We start from the raw sequence: 14,847 nt of genomic DNA, 5'->3' as shown, positions 1-14,847 counted from the left end.
TAGCAGTGTGGCGAGGCGGTCAACCCCCCTGTGGCGTAGGATCGATTCATGGTTAAATTTTGATGTCCGGTTTACAGGAGGACTTTGTGCGGGACATTAGTTCGCTTCCTGCAAAGGCTCGTGGATTCGTCATGTTTGCCTTGTTCGCCGCCGCGCTTTTGGCGGGCGGCGTCGGCTTCGCTGACACCCAGGTGGCCGTCAGTGCCGAGCCGCAAATGTTCAAGATTCTGAGCTCCGACGGCCAGCAGGTGCTGGGCCATGCCGTGTACCACGTGCGCCCGGCGCCCGACGGTGCGGTCGTAATCGGAGAAAACCGCTACCTCGACGGCGAGCGCGACGTCGAGCATGACGTCATCAAGATCCCCACCAGCGGCGAGCTTCCGACCCTGGTAAGATTCGAACGCGCCTTCTTCAACGCCGACGGTTCGCGCAAGTACGCAAGCCGCGCGGACCTGGGAGCGGGCAGCGCCGTCTGTATCAGCTACGAGAATGGCCGCGAGCGCACGATGAATCGGCGCATGGAATTCGCGCCCGACACCTACGCCGGCGCGAGCGCGGTGGTCGCGCTGGAACACGCGCTACGCCGCGGGATACGCGCGATGGGCTTCCATTTCTTTGATTGCGCGCCCGGGCCAACCGTGGTCGCAGTGACTGCGGATCCGCCTGCCGAGGGCCGGAGCTGGCGCTTCTATCCGTCGAGCCGACTGGCGCAGGTTGACGTGACGGCGGAGCTGGGATGGCTGGGTTCGCTGGTCGAGGGCCTGGTACCCCATCGCGACGTTTGGTTCGACCGCGGCCCGAACGGCGGGTGGGAATACGTCGGCGGCACCGTCCAGCGCTACTTCGCCGGCGGTCCGCAGGTGCTCCTGGTGCGTGAGGCGGCGGCCCACTAGCGCCTCCGCGAATTTGCGATTTCCCGATCAGCGGCGAGCGCGTTCGCGCCCGCGCTCGACCTGAGGGGAGCACGACTCGCGTCCCGCTTAGGGGTTACGGGTAACGACGATTCCACTCCCGCGCAGCATCGGCGAGCCGTCGATCGCGCACACCGCCGCCGCGCCCGGCACCTGTCGGCGCTCGGCGCGGTCGGTGACCTGGAAGACCGCCTCGGCAATGTGTCCCATCCCGTGCAGCCGCCCTTCGCTGAGGCTGCCGCCGAAGGTGTTGACCGGCAGCTCGCCCTCGAGCGCGATTCGCCCGTCCTGGATAAACTGCCACGCCTCGCCGCGCCCGCAGAAGCCCGCAGCCTCCAGCCAATAGAGCGCCGAAGGACTGAAGCCGTCGTAGAGTTGAGCGGCGTCCATGTCCGACGGGCCCATCGCGGCCGCCGCCCACAGCTTGTCGGCGAGCGATTTTCCGCACGCGACGTAATCGTCGAGCGTGTAATAGAGCAGGGCGCGGCGGCCGGCGGTGTTCTGTCCGTAGCCGGCAAGGTAGGCGGGCGGATGGCGCAGGTCGCGCGCACGCTCGCTCGTGGTCATCACCAGCGCGACGCATCCTTCGACCGGCACGTCGCAATCGAACAGGCAGAAGGGCTCGGCGATAAGCCGCGCCTTGAAGTAATCCTCGCGCGTCATCGGTTTGGTGTAGAAGAACGCGCGCGGGTTGAGATTGGCGTTGCGCCGCGAGTTGACAACGAAGCTGCATAGGTGCTCGCGGGTCGCGCCGTACAGATGCATGTAGCGCCGCCACGCCATCGCGTGCGACTGGATGATGCTGATCGCGCCCCACGGCGCGAGGAACTGCGCGTCGCCCGCGGCGCGCGCGGCGCCGAACGCGCCGTAGCGGCGTGGTTGATGGAGCGCGCGCCAGATCAGCACGTAATCGCAGGCGCCGGCGAGCAGCGCGTTGGCGCCCTCGATAACCGGCGCCGCGATCATCCCGGTTTCGATCTGCGCGTACCAGCGGACGTCCAGTACAGGCGCCAGATGGTTGATGATCCACGCCACGCTGACGATATCGACGCCGTCGCGGCTGCCCGCGCCCAGAAATGGCGCTTCGGGATAGGTGGCGAGCCCGTCAATCTGCGTGGGGCTCAGCCCGGCGTCGGCGACCGCCGCGCGGCAGGCGTCCAGCGCGAGCAGCCCCAGCGGGCGCTTCGACTCGCGCACCAGCTCGGAGTAGCCGATCCCAACGATCGCGGTCTTGCCCTTGCCTGCCCACATCGCCCCGTGCCCTCTCTCACACCGGCCTGAACTGCGGAATCACGAGGTCCGCCCCACGCTCTTCGAAGCAGACTTCGACGCGGCCGCCGATGCGGATTTTGCCGAGCTCCGCGTGCGGCAGGGTGGCGACCATGAACAGCATCGGTTGTTCGTCGAGCTCGACCACGATATTGACGTAGGGAATCTCGCTCTCGAAGCCGGCGACGTTGGGCTGATGCATCACGGTGTAGGTGTAAATGGTGCCGCGGCCGGAAAGCGGCGCGAACTGCAGGTTCGGCGATGAGCAGCGGTCGCAGGTCGGGCGCGGCGGATGGTTGTAATAGCCGCACTCGGAGCATCGCTGGGCGACCAGCCGGTGCTCGCGCGCCGCGTCCCAGAACGGCTGCGAGAGTTCGTCGGGAACCGGAACCGGTTTTTCGTTCGGCAGCGCCATGGCGCGTTCCAATCGCGGATCCTGCGTGCGACGCCCGCGTCGCGCCGGCGAATCCGCATCCGTCTATAGCAGGTTTGCCCGCGCGAGTGTCAGCGCCGCGCGCGCTTTTCCGCGGTCGGCGCCGTGCAACGAGCGACCGGCGCAGGCGGCGCTGGCGCCTCGGGGAAGTAGCGCCACCGCATCCATGCCGCCACGTCAACGAGGCCGATCATCACCGGCACCTCGATAAGCGGGCCGATCACTGCGGCGAAGGCCGCGCTGCTGTCGATGCCAAAGGTTGCGACGGCGACCGCGATCGCGAGCTCGAAGTTGTTCGAGGCCGCGGTGAAGGAAAGCGCGGCAGTCCGAGCATAATTCGCCCCCGCCTTGCGGCTCAGCGCGAAGGAGAGCGAGAACATGGTCACGAAGTAGAGCACGAGCGGGACCGAGATCCGCGCAACGTCGAGTGGCAGCCGCACGATGGCGGCGCCCTTGATCGAGAACATCACCACGATCGTGAACAACAGGAAAATCAGCGTGAGCGGACTGATGCGAGGAACGAACTCGCGCCGGTACCATTCCCTGCCCTTACGCGCAGTCAGGATCTTCCACGTCGCGAAGCCGGCGGCGAAGGGGATCCCCAGGTAGATGCCGACGCTTGCCCCGATTTTGCCGACCGTAATGCGAACCGCGGCGCCGTCCAGTCCCAGCCATCGCGGGAGCACGGTGATGAAGGCGAAGGCGTAGAGTGAGTAGAAGAGCACCTGGAAGATCGAGTTGAAGGCGACCAGCCCAGCGCAGTACTCGCTATCGCCTTCGGCGAGATCGTTCCACACGATAACCATCGCGATGCATCGCGCGAGACCGATCAGGATCAGCCCGACCATGTACCCGGGCGAATCGCGCAGGAACGCTACCGCAAGCGCGAACATCAGCAGCGGACCGATAATCCAGTTTTGCACCAGCGAGAGGCCCAGGATTTTCCAGTCGCGAAAGACGTCGCCCAGCTCGTCGTAGTTAACTTTCGCAAGCGGCGGGTACATCATCAGGATGAGCCCGAGCGCGATCGGGATCGAGGTCGTGCCCAGGCTCAGCGCGTCGAAGGCCGCCTTCACTTCGCCGAAGGTCTCGCCCAATGCGACGCCCGCCGCCATCGCAAGGAAAATCCAAAGCGTTAGGTAGCGGTCGAGAAACGACAGCCGGCGCATCACGGACGGCTGCGAAATTGTCGCGACTGCACTCATCGCAGGCACCTGTCGGGATTGATCCGTCTGCGCGCCGATCAGCGCTCCGATCCACTGCGGCCGCGGGTCTCGCCAACCTCTCGAACATGCCGCTGCAGCGTTAGCCGGTCGAGTGAATCTATCGGCAGACTGGTGAAAATTTTGATTCGGCGCTCCAGTTCGGTGTAAACGCGCAGAAAGAAACGGCGCCTCGCCTCAGCGGGGCCGGCGAACGCCGCAGGGTCGGCGACACCCCAGTGCGCGGTGATCGGCTGCCCCGGCCACAGCGGGCATGTCTCGCCCGCGGCCTGGTCACATACGGTGAAGACGAAGTCGAGCGGGGGCGCGCTCGGGCGCGCGAACTCCTCCCAGCTTTTGCTGCGCAGGCCGGAAGTTTCGTAGTTCAGGCTTGTGAGCAGCTCGAGTGTCAGGGGATGGATGACGCCCGTTGGATGGCTGCCCGCGCTGAAGGCGCGAAAGCGCCCGCCGCCCCATCGGTTGAGCGCACACTCGGCCATGATGCTGCGCGCCGAATTGCCGGTGCACAGGAACAGCACGTTGAACACGCGCTCAGCCATCGTTGCGCGTCCGCCGTGCCCGCCCTTGAGGCGTGTTGCGCGCCGCGGCCCGTTTCACCACCCGCCCGGCCGCCTGATTGACCGCCGCGGCGCAGGGTTCCGGTTGGCACAGGCCGGGACGCCCGCCGCAGCAATGGTCGGTCAGGTAGCCGAGCAAGCCGTTCATCGCTTCGTAGTCGGCGAAATAAATAATCGAGCGGCCCTGACGGCGCGAGGTTACGAGCCTGGCGAAGCGGAGCTGATTGAGATGGAACGACAGCGTGGGCGCCGCCAGGCTGAGGCGCCGGCCGATTTCACCGGCCGCCATCCCATGCGGCGCAATGCCGATCAGCAGCCGGAAGATGTCGAGGCGGGTTTCCTGGGCGAGCGCGCCGAGCGCCGCGATTGCCGCGGCTTTGGTCGGTAACAGTTCCATATTTCCAGAGCTATAGAAATATATCGCACAACGCGCGCGCCGGCGTCAACTGCGACCCGGGGCCGGAAATCTAGCTCAGGTATCCAGCGTGGCGCAGGTATTCGGCGAGCAGCACCGCGCCGCGCCCGGCGCCCATCGCCGCGTTGTGCGTCACCAGCAGGTATTTCACGCCGTTGGGCAGGACCTCGTCGGCGCGGATGCGTCCGACCGAGGTGGTCATCCCGCGCTCGGCGTCGCGGTCGAGCCGCGGCTGCGGACGCATCGGGTCGCGATGCACGGTGATCATGTGGTGCGGCGAGTTGGGCAGGCCAAGTGCGGTGAACTCGCGGCCGAAGCTCTCGAAGGCTTCGCTCACCGCCTCGGGCGAGGCCGCGCGCTTGAGCGCCACCGCGACCGCCTCGGTGTGACCGTTGAGCACCGCGGCGCGAGTGCAGGTCGCGCTCACCTTGACTGGCAGTTCGGCGATTCCGCCCTCGCCCATCCGGCCCAGGATCTTGCGCGTCTCGATCGTGATGCGCTGCTCTTCGTGCGGGATGAACGGGACGATGTTCTCAACGATGTCGAGCGCAGGCAGGTCGCGTCCGGCGCCCGAAATCCCCTGCATCGTGGTGACCATCGCGGCCTCCACGCCGAAGCGCGCGTCGAGCGCCTTGAGCGTCACCGCAAGGCCCGTCGCCGTGCAATTGGGCAACGTCACGATATAACCCTTCCATCCGCGGCGCCGGCGCTGCTCGCGCACGATCGCCAAATGGTCGAGGTTGACGCCGGGAATCACCAGTGGCACGTCGGGCTCCATCCGATGCGGTCGGGCAGTGCTGATGGTGGGCACGTGCGCGGCGTAGAGCGGCTCCAGCTCACGCGCGGCCTCCGATTCGACCGCGGCGAAGACCACGCCGATGCCGTTCACACGCATCGACCTGGCGTCCTGGACTTCGAGGCCCAGCGCCGTTGTCGGCGGTTCGCATCCGCCGACGTACCATCGTCGGATTCCGCTCGCGGCGTCGGTGATGGCTTCGCCAAAGCTTTTGCCGGCCGAGCGCTCGGAGGCGGCGAGTGCGGCGATTTCGAAGAAGGGATGGCCGTCGAGGGCGGCGAGCACCTGTTGGCCAGCGATTCCGGTGGCTCCAACGACCGCGGCTTTGATCTTCATCTCGAGCTCGAAGCTGTCGCGAACCGTGCGCCTTGCGCCGCGCGCGCGCGCGGGCCCGCGCCCCATCCGGAACGCGCTCCAAAGCTTACAGAATATAGATACGGATGGACGCGATCCATACTGGGGCGCAGCTCACAGGCGGCGCAGCAGCCAGTCGCGCACGGTGCCATATAGCTCGTCGCCGGCGTGGGTGAAGCGATGGTCAGCGCCATCGAAGAGCTGGAGCGTGCGCGGCTCGCGCGCGCGTTCGTAAAGTATCTGCGAGCATTCATGCGAGAGGATCGTGTCGGCGGTGCCGTGCAGCAGGAGCAGCGGGCGCGGCGCAAGCTCGCCGACCACGTGAGCGCCGGCAAGCTGGCTGGAGAGCGCGATGACGGTGGTGACCGCCGGGGCGAGCGTGCCCGCATTGATCGCGACCGCGCCGCCGAAGGAATGGCCGATGAGCGCCGCGCGCGCGTAGCCGATGCTCTTGAGAAAGGTCAGCCCGGCCATCGTGTCGACGACGCACTCGCCGAACTCGTTGGGCATCCGGTAATTCAGCCGCGCCACGCCGATCCCCAGCGGCGGCAGTTCCAAGCCCATCCGCGCGTAAAGCAGCGCCGGGCCGTCGAAGCCGCCGATCGCGCCGCAAATACAGAGCGCTATGCGGCCGGGCGGCTCGGCGCCATGAAGTACGAGCGGGATGTCGCCGCGGGTGGTGCGAATCTCAACCCGCCGCGCGCATGCGATTTCCTCACCCGAGTTTACGCCGAGGATACGCAGGCTGATTTCGTCTTCGCCGACCATCAATTGCGTTTCCGCCGGCCCGCGCCGCTCACACGTAGAGCGCGGCGAGACGGCGCAACTCGGCGGCGTAGCTTTCGGGCTTGAGCTGGGCGCCGATCAGCATCAGGACGCATCGATGGGCGCCGGCGGCGGCGTACTGCTTGAGCCCGGCCTGCACCTCGGCGCGCTCGCCGCGCAGCTCGCGGCGCATGATCGTGATATCGAGGCGGCCGAAGTCGGTGCCTGCGGCGTCGCATTCGGCGCGCAGCTTGCGCAGCTCATCGCTGAGCTGCGCGGGCGAGAGAAAGATCGGGCACCAGCCATCGCCCCAGCGCGCCACCCAGCGCAGCGCGTTCTTGTCCTTGCTCCCGATGATGATCGGCGGGCCGCCCTTGCGCGCGGGCTTCGGATAGCAGCGCACGGGCGGGAACTTCACGTAACGGCCCTCAAAGGAGGCCTCCTCTTTGGTCCACAGCTCGCGCATCGCGGCGACGTGCTCGCGCGTCTGGGTCCAGCGATGGTTGAAATCGACGCCGAGGATCTCGGACTCCTCGCGCAGCCATCCGGCGCCGATACCGAGGAGCAGGCGACCGCCCGAGAAGCGGTCGAGCGAAGCGGCCTCGTTGGCGGTGAGCAGCGGGTTGCGCTCGGGCACCAGCAGCACGCCAGTCGCCAGCATCAAGCGTTTGGTCGCGCCCGCCGCCATCGCCATCGCCACGAACGGATCGCACATGTGGTAATAGACGTCGGGGATCTGCCCTTCGCCCGGGCGCGTTTCCGGCAGCGGCGTTGAGGTCTGGACCGGCATCACCGAATGGTCGGGCAGCCAAAGCGACTCGAAGCCGAGTTCCTCGGCGGTGCGTGCGAGGTCGGCGGGATTGACGGTGCGCTCGTTGGGTGCGACCAGCAGTCCTATTTTCATGGTGTCCTCGAATAGCCTGGCGAATCGTCGTCCATCCCAGCCGTGCGACTTAACCCTTGGCCCCTTCCCTTAAGGGAAGGGGGAGAGATCAGGGCGCCCGCATCGTCGATCCGACGACATTCCTATTTCTTCGGGGCAGTGACCTCCTGGAAGGCGCGGATCGCCTCGACCGCAGTTGGCACTCCGCTGTACTGCGAAAGGTGGAATATCATTTCCTTGAGCTCGGCCTGGGTGATGCCCAGGTTGAGCGCGCCACGCATGTGGACGCGCAGCTCGGCGCCGCGCCCGAGCGCCATCAGCGCCGCCATCGTGATCATCGAGCGAGTCTTGATCGGCAGTCCCGGGCGGGCCCAGATCTTGCCGAACAGCTCGTCGTTGAGGAACTTGCCGAAGTCGGCATCGAAAGAGCTGAGAAACTCGTCGCCCGCCTTGGCCGCCTTTTCGCCCCACAACTGGGTGCGGATAGCCATTCCCTTTTCGCGCGCATCGTCAGCCATTGCGATTCTCCTTATCGTTAGTAAGTTAGTTAGTCAGTAGCGGTACACCCGGTTCAGGAAGAGGTGCGTACCTTGACCCCGGCGCGCTCTTCCTGGACCATGAACGCCGCCGCCGCGTCCTTTTCGCCCCAGCCCTTGTTGAGCGCCTCGAGCAGGTCCTGCTCGGCGTGCACCGCCAGCGGCATCGGCACGTTCAACTCGCGTGCGAGCTCGGTGGCGAGCCCGAGGTCCTTGCGCGCGAGCTTTAGCGCGAAAGTCACGTAGTCGAAGTTGCCGCGGAAGATCATGCGCGGCAGCGCCGCGTTGAGCACCATCCCCTGCCCGTAGGCGCCGCCCTGCACCGCGCGCAGGAGGGCCTCGGGCTTGACGCCCGCCTTGACTCCCATCGTGAAGGCCTCGGCCAGCAGCTGGGTGGTGCAGATCGCGATCATGTTGTGGACGAGCTTGGCGACCGAGCCGGCGCCGATCTCGCCGATGTAGGTCACCTTGTCGCCGATCGCGTCGAGCGCCGGCTTGACCTGGTTGTAGTCGGCCTCGCTCCCGCCCACCATCACTGCCAGCGTCGCCTTGCGCGCGCCGACCACGCCGCCGCTCACCGGCGCGTCGAGCATCCGGATGCCCTTGGCCTTGAGCGTGGCATGGAGCTGGCGCACCACGGTGGGCGAATTGGTCGAGAGGTCGACGTAGAGCGTCCCTGGCGCCATTGCGCCGATCAGCCCGGCCTCGCCCAGCACCACCGCCTCGACCTCGCGCGGCCCGGGTAGCGAGGTGAAGACGACCTCGGCCTCCTTGGCGGCTGCCGCGGCGCTGTCGGCCCACTTGGCGCCGCCGGCGATATGGGGTTCGGCGACCTGACGGCGGATGTCGTGAACGGTGAGCTGATGGCCCGCCTTGAGCATGTTGAGCGCCATCGAGCCGCCCATGTTGCCGAGCCCTATGAATCCGATTCGCATACCCGACCTCCCGTGGCGAAAAAAGCCGGGGCATTGCGCCCCGCGACGAAAAGCTGCGACGATCCAGCCCCCTTAAAGCATCGCCGGCGGAATCCCGCAAGGAAAACGAGCAGATGCGCCGCCCGCAGACCGGGGCGGCGGTTCAGTCCATCGTCAAGGCACTTCCGGGCACCTTCACGCCTTAACTAACCGATTGGTCGGGCGATTGACTTTCCACCGGGACTTGTATAACCGTATTGAGCCTGAAGGCCTTATCCAGAGCGGCGGAGGGACTGGCCCGATGATGCCGCAGCAACCGGCCCGCCCAGGGTGCTGGTGCTAATTCCGACGGGGCGAACGCGCTCCGGAAGATAAGGCGAGAGTCGTCGCACCCTCGTCCTTGTCTTGGGAAGAGGGTCTTTTTTTAGGCCCTTCTTCGATGGCGCTGCCGGGCTGGATATTGGGCGGGAGCGCAGAATCACTTGAGAAGCCAGAAGAGCCCGGGCAACGAATCGCGAGCGGTCGAAGGGTCGGTCTTGGTCGTCGGGATGGGCGGTCTCGGCGTGCCGGCCGTATGCGGACTGGTGCGCGGCGGTGTCCGACGGTTAGGGCTGGTCGATCCGGACCCGGTGGAGCTTTCCAACCTCGCCCGCCAGGTCATCTATGGCGCCTCCAGCCTCGGGCGGTTGAAGGTCGAGGCCGCAGCCGAGCGCCTGCGCGAAGGGTCCGAATCGGTTGCGATCGAGACCTGCCCGTTCGCTCTGTCACCAACCAACGCGCGCGGCCTTGTCCGGCGCTATGACTTCGTGATCGACGCGACCGACGATCCTGCGGCCAAGTTTCTGATCAACGATGTTTGCCTCGCGCTCGGCAAGCCCTTCGTATATGCGGGCGTGCTCGGGATGACGGGCCAAGCAATGACGGTGCTTGCGGGGCGCACGGCCTGTTTGCGCTGCCTGTTCGAGGAACCGCCCGATACGGCCGAAATCGCGAGCTGCCGCGAGGCGGGAATTATCGGTCCGGTCGCCGCGGTGATTGGCGAGATCGAGGCCGCCGAGGCAATCCGCTGGCTTGCCGGCGGGGCGCCGGAGCTGGCGGGAAAAATTCTGACTTATGAGGCGGGCGCGCATGGACGGATCCGCGTGACGCCGGTCAACGTGCGGGCGGGATGCGGATGTGCGGGCGCCGCGGTGCGCGGCGCCGAGCGTCCGGCCGCAGCGCGCAGCCAGTGAGGAACATGCGATGAACTACGTCACCAACCTGAAGTGCCGCGAGTGCGGGCAGGAATACCCGGTCAAGCCGCTGCACGTATGCGAAGACTGCTTCGGCCCGCTCGAGGTCGGCTACGACTACGCCGGGATTCGCGCGGCGGTTTCGCGCGCGACGATCGCGGCGCGCCCGCATAACCTCTGGCGTTACCGCGAGCTGCTGCCGGTCGAGGGCGAGCCCGATGCCGGCCCGTTTTCCGGCTTCACTCCGCTCCTGCACGCGCGCCGGCTGGGCGCCGAGCTCGGGCTTAAGCGGCTCTATATCAAGGACGACACGGTCAACCATCCGACGCTCTCCTACAAAGACCGGGTGGTGTCAGTGGCGATCACCAAGGCGCGCGAGTTCGGTTTCACCACGGTGTCGTGCGCGTCCACCGGCAACCTGGCGACGGCGGTTGCCGCGCATGCCGCGCGGGCCGGCTTGCGCTCGGTGATTTTCATGCCCGAGGGGGTCGAGACCGGCAAAATCGTGGGCTCGGCGATCTACGGCGCGCAGGTGATCACGATTCGCGGCAATTACGACGACGTCAACCGGCTGTGCAGCGAAATCGCCGACAAGTACGGGTGGGCTTTCGTCAATATCAACCTGCGCCCGTACTACACCGAGGGGGCCAAGACCTTCGGCTTCGAGGTCGCCGAGCAGCTCGGATGGCGCCTGCCCAACCATATCGTGCTCCCGACCGCCGGCGGCACCATCCTGCCTAAGGTCGCCAAGGCCTTCCGCGAGCTGCGCGAGGTCGGCCTGGTCCACGGCGGCGAGTGCAAGGTGTACTGCGCGCAGGCGGCCGGCTCGGCGCCGGTGATCCATGCGCTGCACAAGGGCACCGACCTCATCACCCCCGTCAAGCCCGACACGATCGCCAAGTCGATCGCGATCGGCAATCCGGCCGACGGCTTTTACGTCCTGCGCGCGGTGCGCGAGTCGAACGGATGGGGCGATAGCGCGACCGACGCCGAGATTATCAACGCGATCAAGCTGCTCGCCCGCACCGAGGGCATCTTCGCCGAGCCCGCCGGTGGGACGACGCTGGCCGTCGCGCTCAAGCTGCTTGCCGCGGGGCGCTTCAAGCCCGACGACAGCGTGGTGGTGTCGATCACCGGCAACGGCTACAAAACGCTGGAGGCGGTGGCAAAATCGATCGAGGAACCGTTCGTGATCGAGGCTCGGCTCAAGGACTTCGACGCGCTCTACGAGCGGCTGGGCAACGGCAAGCGGACGATGGCCGGCGCGGCTTGATGGGGCGCGGGCGCGCTTGTAAAGCCGGGCGCGGAAGCATAAGCATCAGACCAACTCTAGGAGGTACGGTTTCGACCATGTCAGTCAGGGTACGGGTTCCGACGCCGTTGCGCAGGTTCACCGGGGGCAGCGACGAGGTCGCCGCGGCGGGCGAGTCGGTGCGCGCGATTATCGAGGACCTCGAACGGCGCCACCCGGGAATCCGCGAGCGCCTGCTGGACGACAAAGGCGAACTGCGCCGCTTCGTCAACATCTACGTCAACGGCGACGACATCCGCTTCCTCAACCAGCTCAACTCGAAGGTCAAGGATGGCGACGACCTTTCCATCGTCCCAGCTATCGCCGGCGGCTGCTGAGCAGGAGTACGTGCCGACCGCGCGCGCGCACAGCGTGCTCGAGCTGATCGGCAACACCCCGCTGCTCGAAATCACCCGCGTCACCCAAGGCCTGCTGCGCCCCGGGGTGCGGGTCTTCGCCAAGCTGGAAGGGGTCAACCCGGGCGGCTCGGTCAAGGACCGGCCTGCGCGCAAAATGGTCGAGCTCGGCCTTCAGCGCGGCGAGTTGCGTCCGGGCAAGGTGATTATCGACTCGACCTCGGGCAACACCGGAATCGCGCTGGCGATGGTGGGCGCGGCGCTCGGCTATCCGGTCGAGCTGGTGATGGCGGCCAACGTAAGCCGCGAGCGTAAGAAGATTATCGAGGCCTTCGGCGCGCGACCCATCTACTCCGACCCGCTGGAAGGCTCCGACGGCGCGATCGTGCTCTGCCGCAAGCTTATCGCCGCGAATCCCGAGCGCTACTTCAAGCCCGACCAGTATAATAACGAGGCCAACCCGCTGGCACACTTCGAGACCACCGGACCCGAGCTCTGGCGCCAGACCCGCGGCCGGGTCACCCATTTCGTCGCCGGCATCGGCACCGGCGGCACCATCATGGGAACCGGGCGCTATCTCAAAGCGCAGAACCCGGCGGTGAAGGTTATCGCGGTCGAGCCCGACGACCCGATGCACGGGCTGGAGGGGCTCAAGCACATGGCCTCGTCGATCGTCCCTGGCATCTACCACGAGCGCGAGCTCGACGGCAAAATCCAGGTCAGCACCGAGGACGCCTACGAGATGGTCTATGCGCTGGGTCAGCTTGAAGGCGTGCTGGTGGGACAGTCGTCGGGCGCGGCGATGGTGGCGGCGCTGCGGGTCGCGCGCGGCCTGCGCGAGGGATGCGTGGTGACGGTGTTCGCCGACTTTGGCGACAAGTATCTTTCGACCAACCTGTGGATCGGATGGGAGCAGTGGCGCAGGGAGCGCCTGCTGAAGCTCGTCAGCAAATGGAACGCGTCCGCGAGCGTTACTACCTGACCTACCCCAAGACGCTGATTCGCGAGCCGCTTCTCTACCACCTGGTCAAGAAGTTCGACCTGGTGTTCAACATCCGCGGCGCCAGCGTTTCGGAGGAGATGGGCCTGGTCGCGGTCGAGTTCGAGGGTACCAGCGAGCAGATCGAGCGCGCCCTGGCATGGTTGCGCCAGAGCGGCGTCACGGTCGAACCGATCGAGAAGAACGTTATTGAGTAGGCGCGGCTCGCGCCCCGATGATTCTCAACGACCAGCAGATCGAGCGCTACAGCCGCCAGATCATCGTTCCCGGCGTCGGCGGGCGCGCGCAAGAGCGCCTGCTCGGCGCGCATGCGGCGGTCGTCGCTGAGCCCGCCGACGCCGAGGGGGCGCTCGCCTATCTGGCCGGCGCGGGCGTGGGCCGGATAACGAGTTATCCGCTCGGCGCGCGCGAGGCGTACGAACAAAGGGTCGCGCACCTGCGCGACCTCAATCCCGAGGTGACGGTCATGCTTGCCGGCGGCGCCGAAGGCGCGCGCCGCGACGCCGACGCGCTAACCTTCCCGGGACTGATCCTGGCTCTCATTGGCAGCGCGCGCACGGCCGAAATTGCGGAATCCGTCTGTCGCGCGCATCGCCACGCTCAGGCAGTGATCGCGCGGCTCGATACGCCGGCGCTGGTCGCGGTGCTTCCCGCGCCGCCGCCGTGTGCGCTATGCGCCGACGCGGAGGTGCTGCGAGCTCCCGGCGAGCGCGCCGCGAATGCGGGTGCGGTTGGGATGGTTGCCGTGACGGAGGCATTCAAGCTGCTCGCGGGGTTGGAGGAACGTCCTGCGCCGCGGCTGTTCGAGTTTACCGGCTACGCCACGACGCCGCGCGCGCTGGCACGCCGCGCCGGCGGCGCGCGATGCGCATGCCAGGCGCAATGAGCGGCTCGCCCGCCAACGAGGCTGGGCGCGCCGCACGCGCCGCGGATACCGCGCTCTGGATGTTTGACTTCGACAACACCCTGGCGCCGCTGGAGCCGGCGGTCGATTGGGCGGCGAGCAGGCGCGAATTGCAGGCATGGCTAGCCGAACGCGGTGTCGCGCCAGCGCTTTTCGAGGAATTTCCGCGCGGCAACCTGGTGCTGTACGAGGCGTTGCGGGCGCGGCTTGAGGCGGGCGGCGCGGCCGCGCGCTCCGTGCTGCCTTCGTCCGATGCGGCTGCGGCAGCTTACGACCGCCACTCGCACGGCGCGCTGCTCCGCGGCGCCTCCGCGATTATCGAACGCTACGAACTGGCGGGTGTGGGCGCCCTTGCGCCCGCGCCCGGCGCGCTCGAGTTGCTCCGAGCGCTCAACGCCGCAGGTTGTGCGGTGGCGGTTGTGACTTCCAATTCGTCCCGCACGATCCGAGCCTGGCTAACGTCGCATCGAGCCGAGGCGCTGGCTCGGGTGATCGTCGGCCGCGACAGCGGGCTTGCGCTCAAGCCCTCGCCCGCGACGCTCAGGCGCGCGCTGGAGCTGTGCGCCGTCACCCCTGCCGAGGCCGTCTTCGTCGGCGACAGCGAGGCGGATTTCCGTGCGGCGGCGGGTTCGGGAGTGCGCTTCTACGGGATTAATGCTCGGGCGGAGGGGCGCGAGCGGCTTTTTGCACTCGGCGCTGCCGAGGTATTTACGTCGCCCGCCGCTCTCGCGGCGCATCTGGATCTCCAGGCACGCGAGACAGCGCTGAAGCCCCTGAAAGCAATGAGTTAGCGGCTCTTGCGTTGAGAGCAGGAGTTACATAACTTAATCAGTTTGTTTAGTCATTTATTTTAGGGAGGCGGCATTCGCGGGCGATGAGCGAGGGATTCACGTTGTGGTTCACGGGGTTGTCGGGAGCGGGGAAGTCGACGTTGGCGGGGATGGCGGCGGAGGAGCTGCGGGGGCGGGGCTACCGGGTGGAGGTGCTGGACGGGGACGAGGTGCGCAC

General features: G+C 66.9%; 18 protein-coding genes and 1 riboswitch. Of the genes, 8 read left to right on the top strand and 10 right to left on the bottom strand.

The window, feature by feature from the left end; genetic code table 11:
• Positions 1 to 131: 131 nt before the first annotated feature.
• Positions 132 to 893, top strand: a complete 762-nt coding sequence (locus VFB33_02145; GenBank protein ID HZO80467.1) for a hypothetical protein — start codon at positions 132 to 134, stop codon at positions 891 to 893.
• Positions 894 to 980: 87 nt separating this feature from the next.
• Here the strand turns inward: VFB33_02145 and VFB33_02140 are convergent, their stop codons facing one another.
• The 10 genes from VFB33_02140 to VFB33_02095 form a co-directional block, all read right to left on the bottom strand.
• A complete protein-coding gene (locus VFB33_02140) occupies positions 981 to 2,162 on the bottom strand; it encodes a hypothetical protein (protein HZO80466.1) in 1,182 nt (393 codons plus the stop codon).
• Positions 2,163 to 2,178: 16 nt separating this feature from the next.
• The gene (locus tag VFB33_02135) at positions 2,179 to 2,595 is read right to left on the bottom strand and encodes a Zn-ribbon domain-containing OB-fold protein (protein HZO80465.1); all 417 of its coding nucleotides are present in this window, start codon (positions 2,593 to 2,595) and stop codon (positions 2,179 to 2,181) included.
• An 89-nt stretch (positions 2,596 to 2,684) separates the two neighbouring features.
• Positions 2,685 to 3,818 (bottom strand): ACR3 family arsenite efflux transporter, encoded by a 1,134-nt coding sequence (gene arsB, locus VFB33_02130; GenBank protein ID HZO80464.1) that lies wholly within the window; start codon positions 3,816 to 3,818, stop codon positions 2,685 to 2,687.
• Positions 3,819 to 3,856: 38 nt separating this feature from the next.
• On the bottom strand, positions 3,857 to 4,375 hold the full coding sequence (locus tag VFB33_02125; GenBank protein HZO80463.1) for an arsenate reductase ArsC: 519 nt from the start codon (positions 4,373 to 4,375) through the stop codon (positions 3,857 to 3,859).
• Entirely contained in the window at positions 4,368 to 4,790 is a 423-nt protein-coding gene (locus tag VFB33_02120; protein ID HZO80462.1) for a metalloregulator ArsR/SmtB family transcription factor, read from the bottom strand. Before VFB33_02120 ends, VFB33_02125 begins: the two co-directional genes overlap by 8 nt.
• A gap of 70 nt (positions 4,791 to 4,860) precedes the next feature.
• Positions 4,861 to 6,006, bottom strand: a complete 1,146-nt coding sequence (gene asd / locus VFB33_02115; protein ID HZO80461.1) for an aspartate-semialdehyde dehydrogenase — start codon at positions 6,004 to 6,006, stop codon at positions 4,861 to 4,863.
• 66 nt (positions 6,007 to 6,072) lie between these two features.
• Positions 6,073 to 6,726, bottom strand: a complete 654-nt coding sequence (locus tag VFB33_02110; protein HZO80460.1) for an alpha/beta hydrolase — start codon at positions 6,724 to 6,726, stop codon at positions 6,073 to 6,075.
• A gap of 28 nt (positions 6,727 to 6,754) precedes the next feature.
• The gene (locus VFB33_02105) at positions 6,755 to 7,627 is read right to left on the bottom strand and encodes an LLM class F420-dependent oxidoreductase (GenBank protein ID HZO80459.1); all 873 of its coding nucleotides are present in this window, start codon (positions 7,625 to 7,627) and stop codon (positions 6,755 to 6,757) included.
• Between the two features lie 122 nt (positions 7,628 to 7,749).
• Positions 7,750 to 8,124 carry a carboxymuconolactone decarboxylase family protein gene (locus VFB33_02100; protein HZO80458.1) on the bottom strand — a complete coding sequence of 125 codons (375 nt, stop codon included), beginning with the start codon at positions 8,122 to 8,124 and terminating at the stop codon, positions 7,750 to 7,752.
• 53 nt (positions 8,125 to 8,177) lie between these two features.
• Positions 8,178 to 9,077, bottom strand: a complete 900-nt coding sequence (locus VFB33_02095) for an NAD(P)-dependent oxidoreductase (GenBank protein HZO80457.1) — start codon at positions 9,075 to 9,077, stop codon at positions 8,178 to 8,180.
• Between the two features lie 248 nt (positions 9,078 to 9,325).
• A riboswitch (SAM riboswitch) is annotated at positions 9,326 to 9,434 on the top strand.
• Between the two features lie 104 nt (positions 9,435 to 9,538).
• Between VFB33_02095 and VFB33_02090 the strand changes: the two genes are divergently transcribed.
• The 7 genes from VFB33_02090 to VFB33_02060 all read left to right on the top strand — a co-directional run bounded on the left by VFB33_02090 (position 9,539) and on the right by VFB33_02060 (position 14,630).
• On the top strand, positions 9,539 to 10,288 hold the full coding sequence (locus VFB33_02090) for a HesA/MoeB/ThiF family protein (protein HZO80456.1): 750 nt from the start codon (positions 9,539 to 9,541) through the stop codon (positions 10,286 to 10,288).
• Between the two features lie 10 nt (positions 10,289 to 10,298).
• A complete protein-coding gene (locus tag VFB33_02085) occupies positions 10,299 to 11,561 on the top strand; it encodes a threonine synthase (GenBank protein ID HZO80455.1) in 1,263 nt (420 codons plus the stop codon).
• A 77-nt stretch (positions 11,562 to 11,638) separates the two neighbouring features.
• On the top strand, positions 11,639 to 11,917 hold the full coding sequence (locus VFB33_02080; protein ID HZO80454.1) for a ubiquitin-like small modifier protein 1: 279 nt from the start codon (positions 11,639 to 11,641) through the stop codon (positions 11,915 to 11,917).
• Positions 11,871 to 12,917, top strand: a complete 1,047-nt coding sequence (locus VFB33_02075; protein ID HZO80453.1) for a cysteine synthase — start codon at positions 11,871 to 11,873, stop codon at positions 12,915 to 12,917. Before VFB33_02080 ends, VFB33_02075 begins: the two co-directional genes overlap by 47 nt.
• A complete protein-coding gene (locus VFB33_02070) occupies positions 12,887 to 13,132 on the top strand; it encodes an NIL domain-containing protein (protein ID HZO80452.1) in 246 nt (81 codons plus the stop codon). The genes VFB33_02075 and VFB33_02070 overlap by 31 nt, the downstream gene beginning before the upstream one ends.
• A gap of 17 nt (positions 13,133 to 13,149) precedes the next feature.
• Positions 13,150 to 13,821, top strand: coding sequence for a ThiF family adenylyltransferase (locus VFB33_02065; GenBank protein HZO80451.1), 672 nt, complete (start codon positions 13,150 to 13,152; stop codon positions 13,819 to 13,821).
• The gene (locus VFB33_02060) at positions 13,806 to 14,630 is read left to right on the top strand and encodes an HAD-IA family hydrolase (GenBank protein ID HZO80450.1); all 825 of its coding nucleotides are present in this window, start codon (positions 13,806 to 13,808) and stop codon (positions 14,628 to 14,630) included. Before VFB33_02065 ends, VFB33_02060 begins: the two co-directional genes overlap by 16 nt.
• Positions 14,631 to 14,847: the final 217 nt, after the last annotated feature.

Source organism: Candidatus Binataceae bacterium (assembly GCA_035650475.1).
In the GTDB taxonomy this organism is placed as follows: Bacteria; Desulfobacterota; Binatia; order Binatales; family Binataceae; genus JAKAVN01.
This window is presented reverse-complemented; position numbering and strand designations above follow the sequence as displayed.

Excerpts from the sequence above, each read along its gene's own strand:
- VFB33_02145 (HZO80467.1), top strand. The coding sequence starts at position 132 with ATGTTTGCCTTGTTCGCCGCCGCGCTTTTGGCGGGCGGCGTCGGCTTC.
- VFB33_02140 (HZO80466.1), bottom strand. The coding sequence starts at position 2,162 with ATGTGGGCAGGCAAGGGCAAGACCGCGATCGTTGGGATCGGCTACTCC.
- VFB33_02135 (HZO80465.1), bottom strand. The coding sequence starts at position 2,595 with ATGGCGCTGCCGAACGAAAAACCGGTTCCGGTTCCCGACGAACTCTCG.
- arsB (HZO80464.1), bottom strand. The coding sequence starts at position 3,818 with ATGAGTGCAGTCGCGACAATTTCGCAGCCGTCCGTGATGCGCCGGCTG.
- VFB33_02125 (HZO80463.1), bottom strand. The coding sequence starts at position 4,375 with ATGGCTGAGCGCGTGTTCAACGTGCTGTTCCTGTGCACCGGCAATTCG.
- VFB33_02120 (HZO80462.1), bottom strand. The coding sequence starts at position 4,790 with ATGGAACTGTTACCGACCAAAGCCGCGGCAATCGCGGCGCTCGGCGCG.
- asd (HZO80461.1), bottom strand. The coding sequence starts at position 6,006 with ATGGGGCGCGGGCCCGCGCGCGCGCGCGGCGCAAGGCGCACGGTTCGC.
- VFB33_02110 (HZO80460.1), bottom strand. The coding sequence starts at position 6,726 with ATGGTCGGCGAAGACGAAATCAGCCTGCGTATCCTCGGCGTAAACTCG.
- VFB33_02105 (HZO80459.1), bottom strand. The coding sequence starts at position 7,627 with ATGAAAATAGGACTGCTGGTCGCACCCAACGAGCGCACCGTCAATCCC.
- VFB33_02100 (HZO80458.1), bottom strand. The coding sequence starts at position 8,124 with ATGGCTGACGATGCGCGCGAAAAGGGAATGGCTATCCGCACCCAGTTG.
- VFB33_02095 (HZO80457.1), bottom strand. The coding sequence starts at position 9,077 with ATGCGAATCGGATTCATAGGGCTCGGCAACATGGGCGGCTCGATGGCG.
- VFB33_02085 (HZO80455.1), top strand. The coding sequence starts at position 10,299 with ATGAACTACGTCACCAACCTGAAGTGCCGCGAGTGCGGGCAGGAATAC.
- VFB33_02080 (HZO80454.1), top strand. The coding sequence starts at position 11,639 with ATGTCAGTCAGGGTACGGGTTCCGACGCCGTTGCGCAGGTTCACCGGG.
- VFB33_02075 (HZO80453.1), top strand. The coding sequence starts at position 11,871 with ATGGCGACGACCTTTCCATCGTCCCAGCTATCGCCGGCGGCTGCTGAG.
- VFB33_02070 (HZO80452.1), top strand. The coding sequence starts at position 12,887 with ATGGAACGCGTCCGCGAGCGTTACTACCTGACCTACCCCAAGACGCTG.
- VFB33_02065 (HZO80451.1), top strand. The coding sequence starts at position 13,150 with ATGATTCTCAACGACCAGCAGATCGAGCGCTACAGCCGCCAGATCATC.
- VFB33_02060 (HZO80450.1), top strand. The coding sequence starts at position 13,806 with ATGCCAGGCGCAATGAGCGGCTCGCCCGCCAACGAGGCTGGGCGCGCC.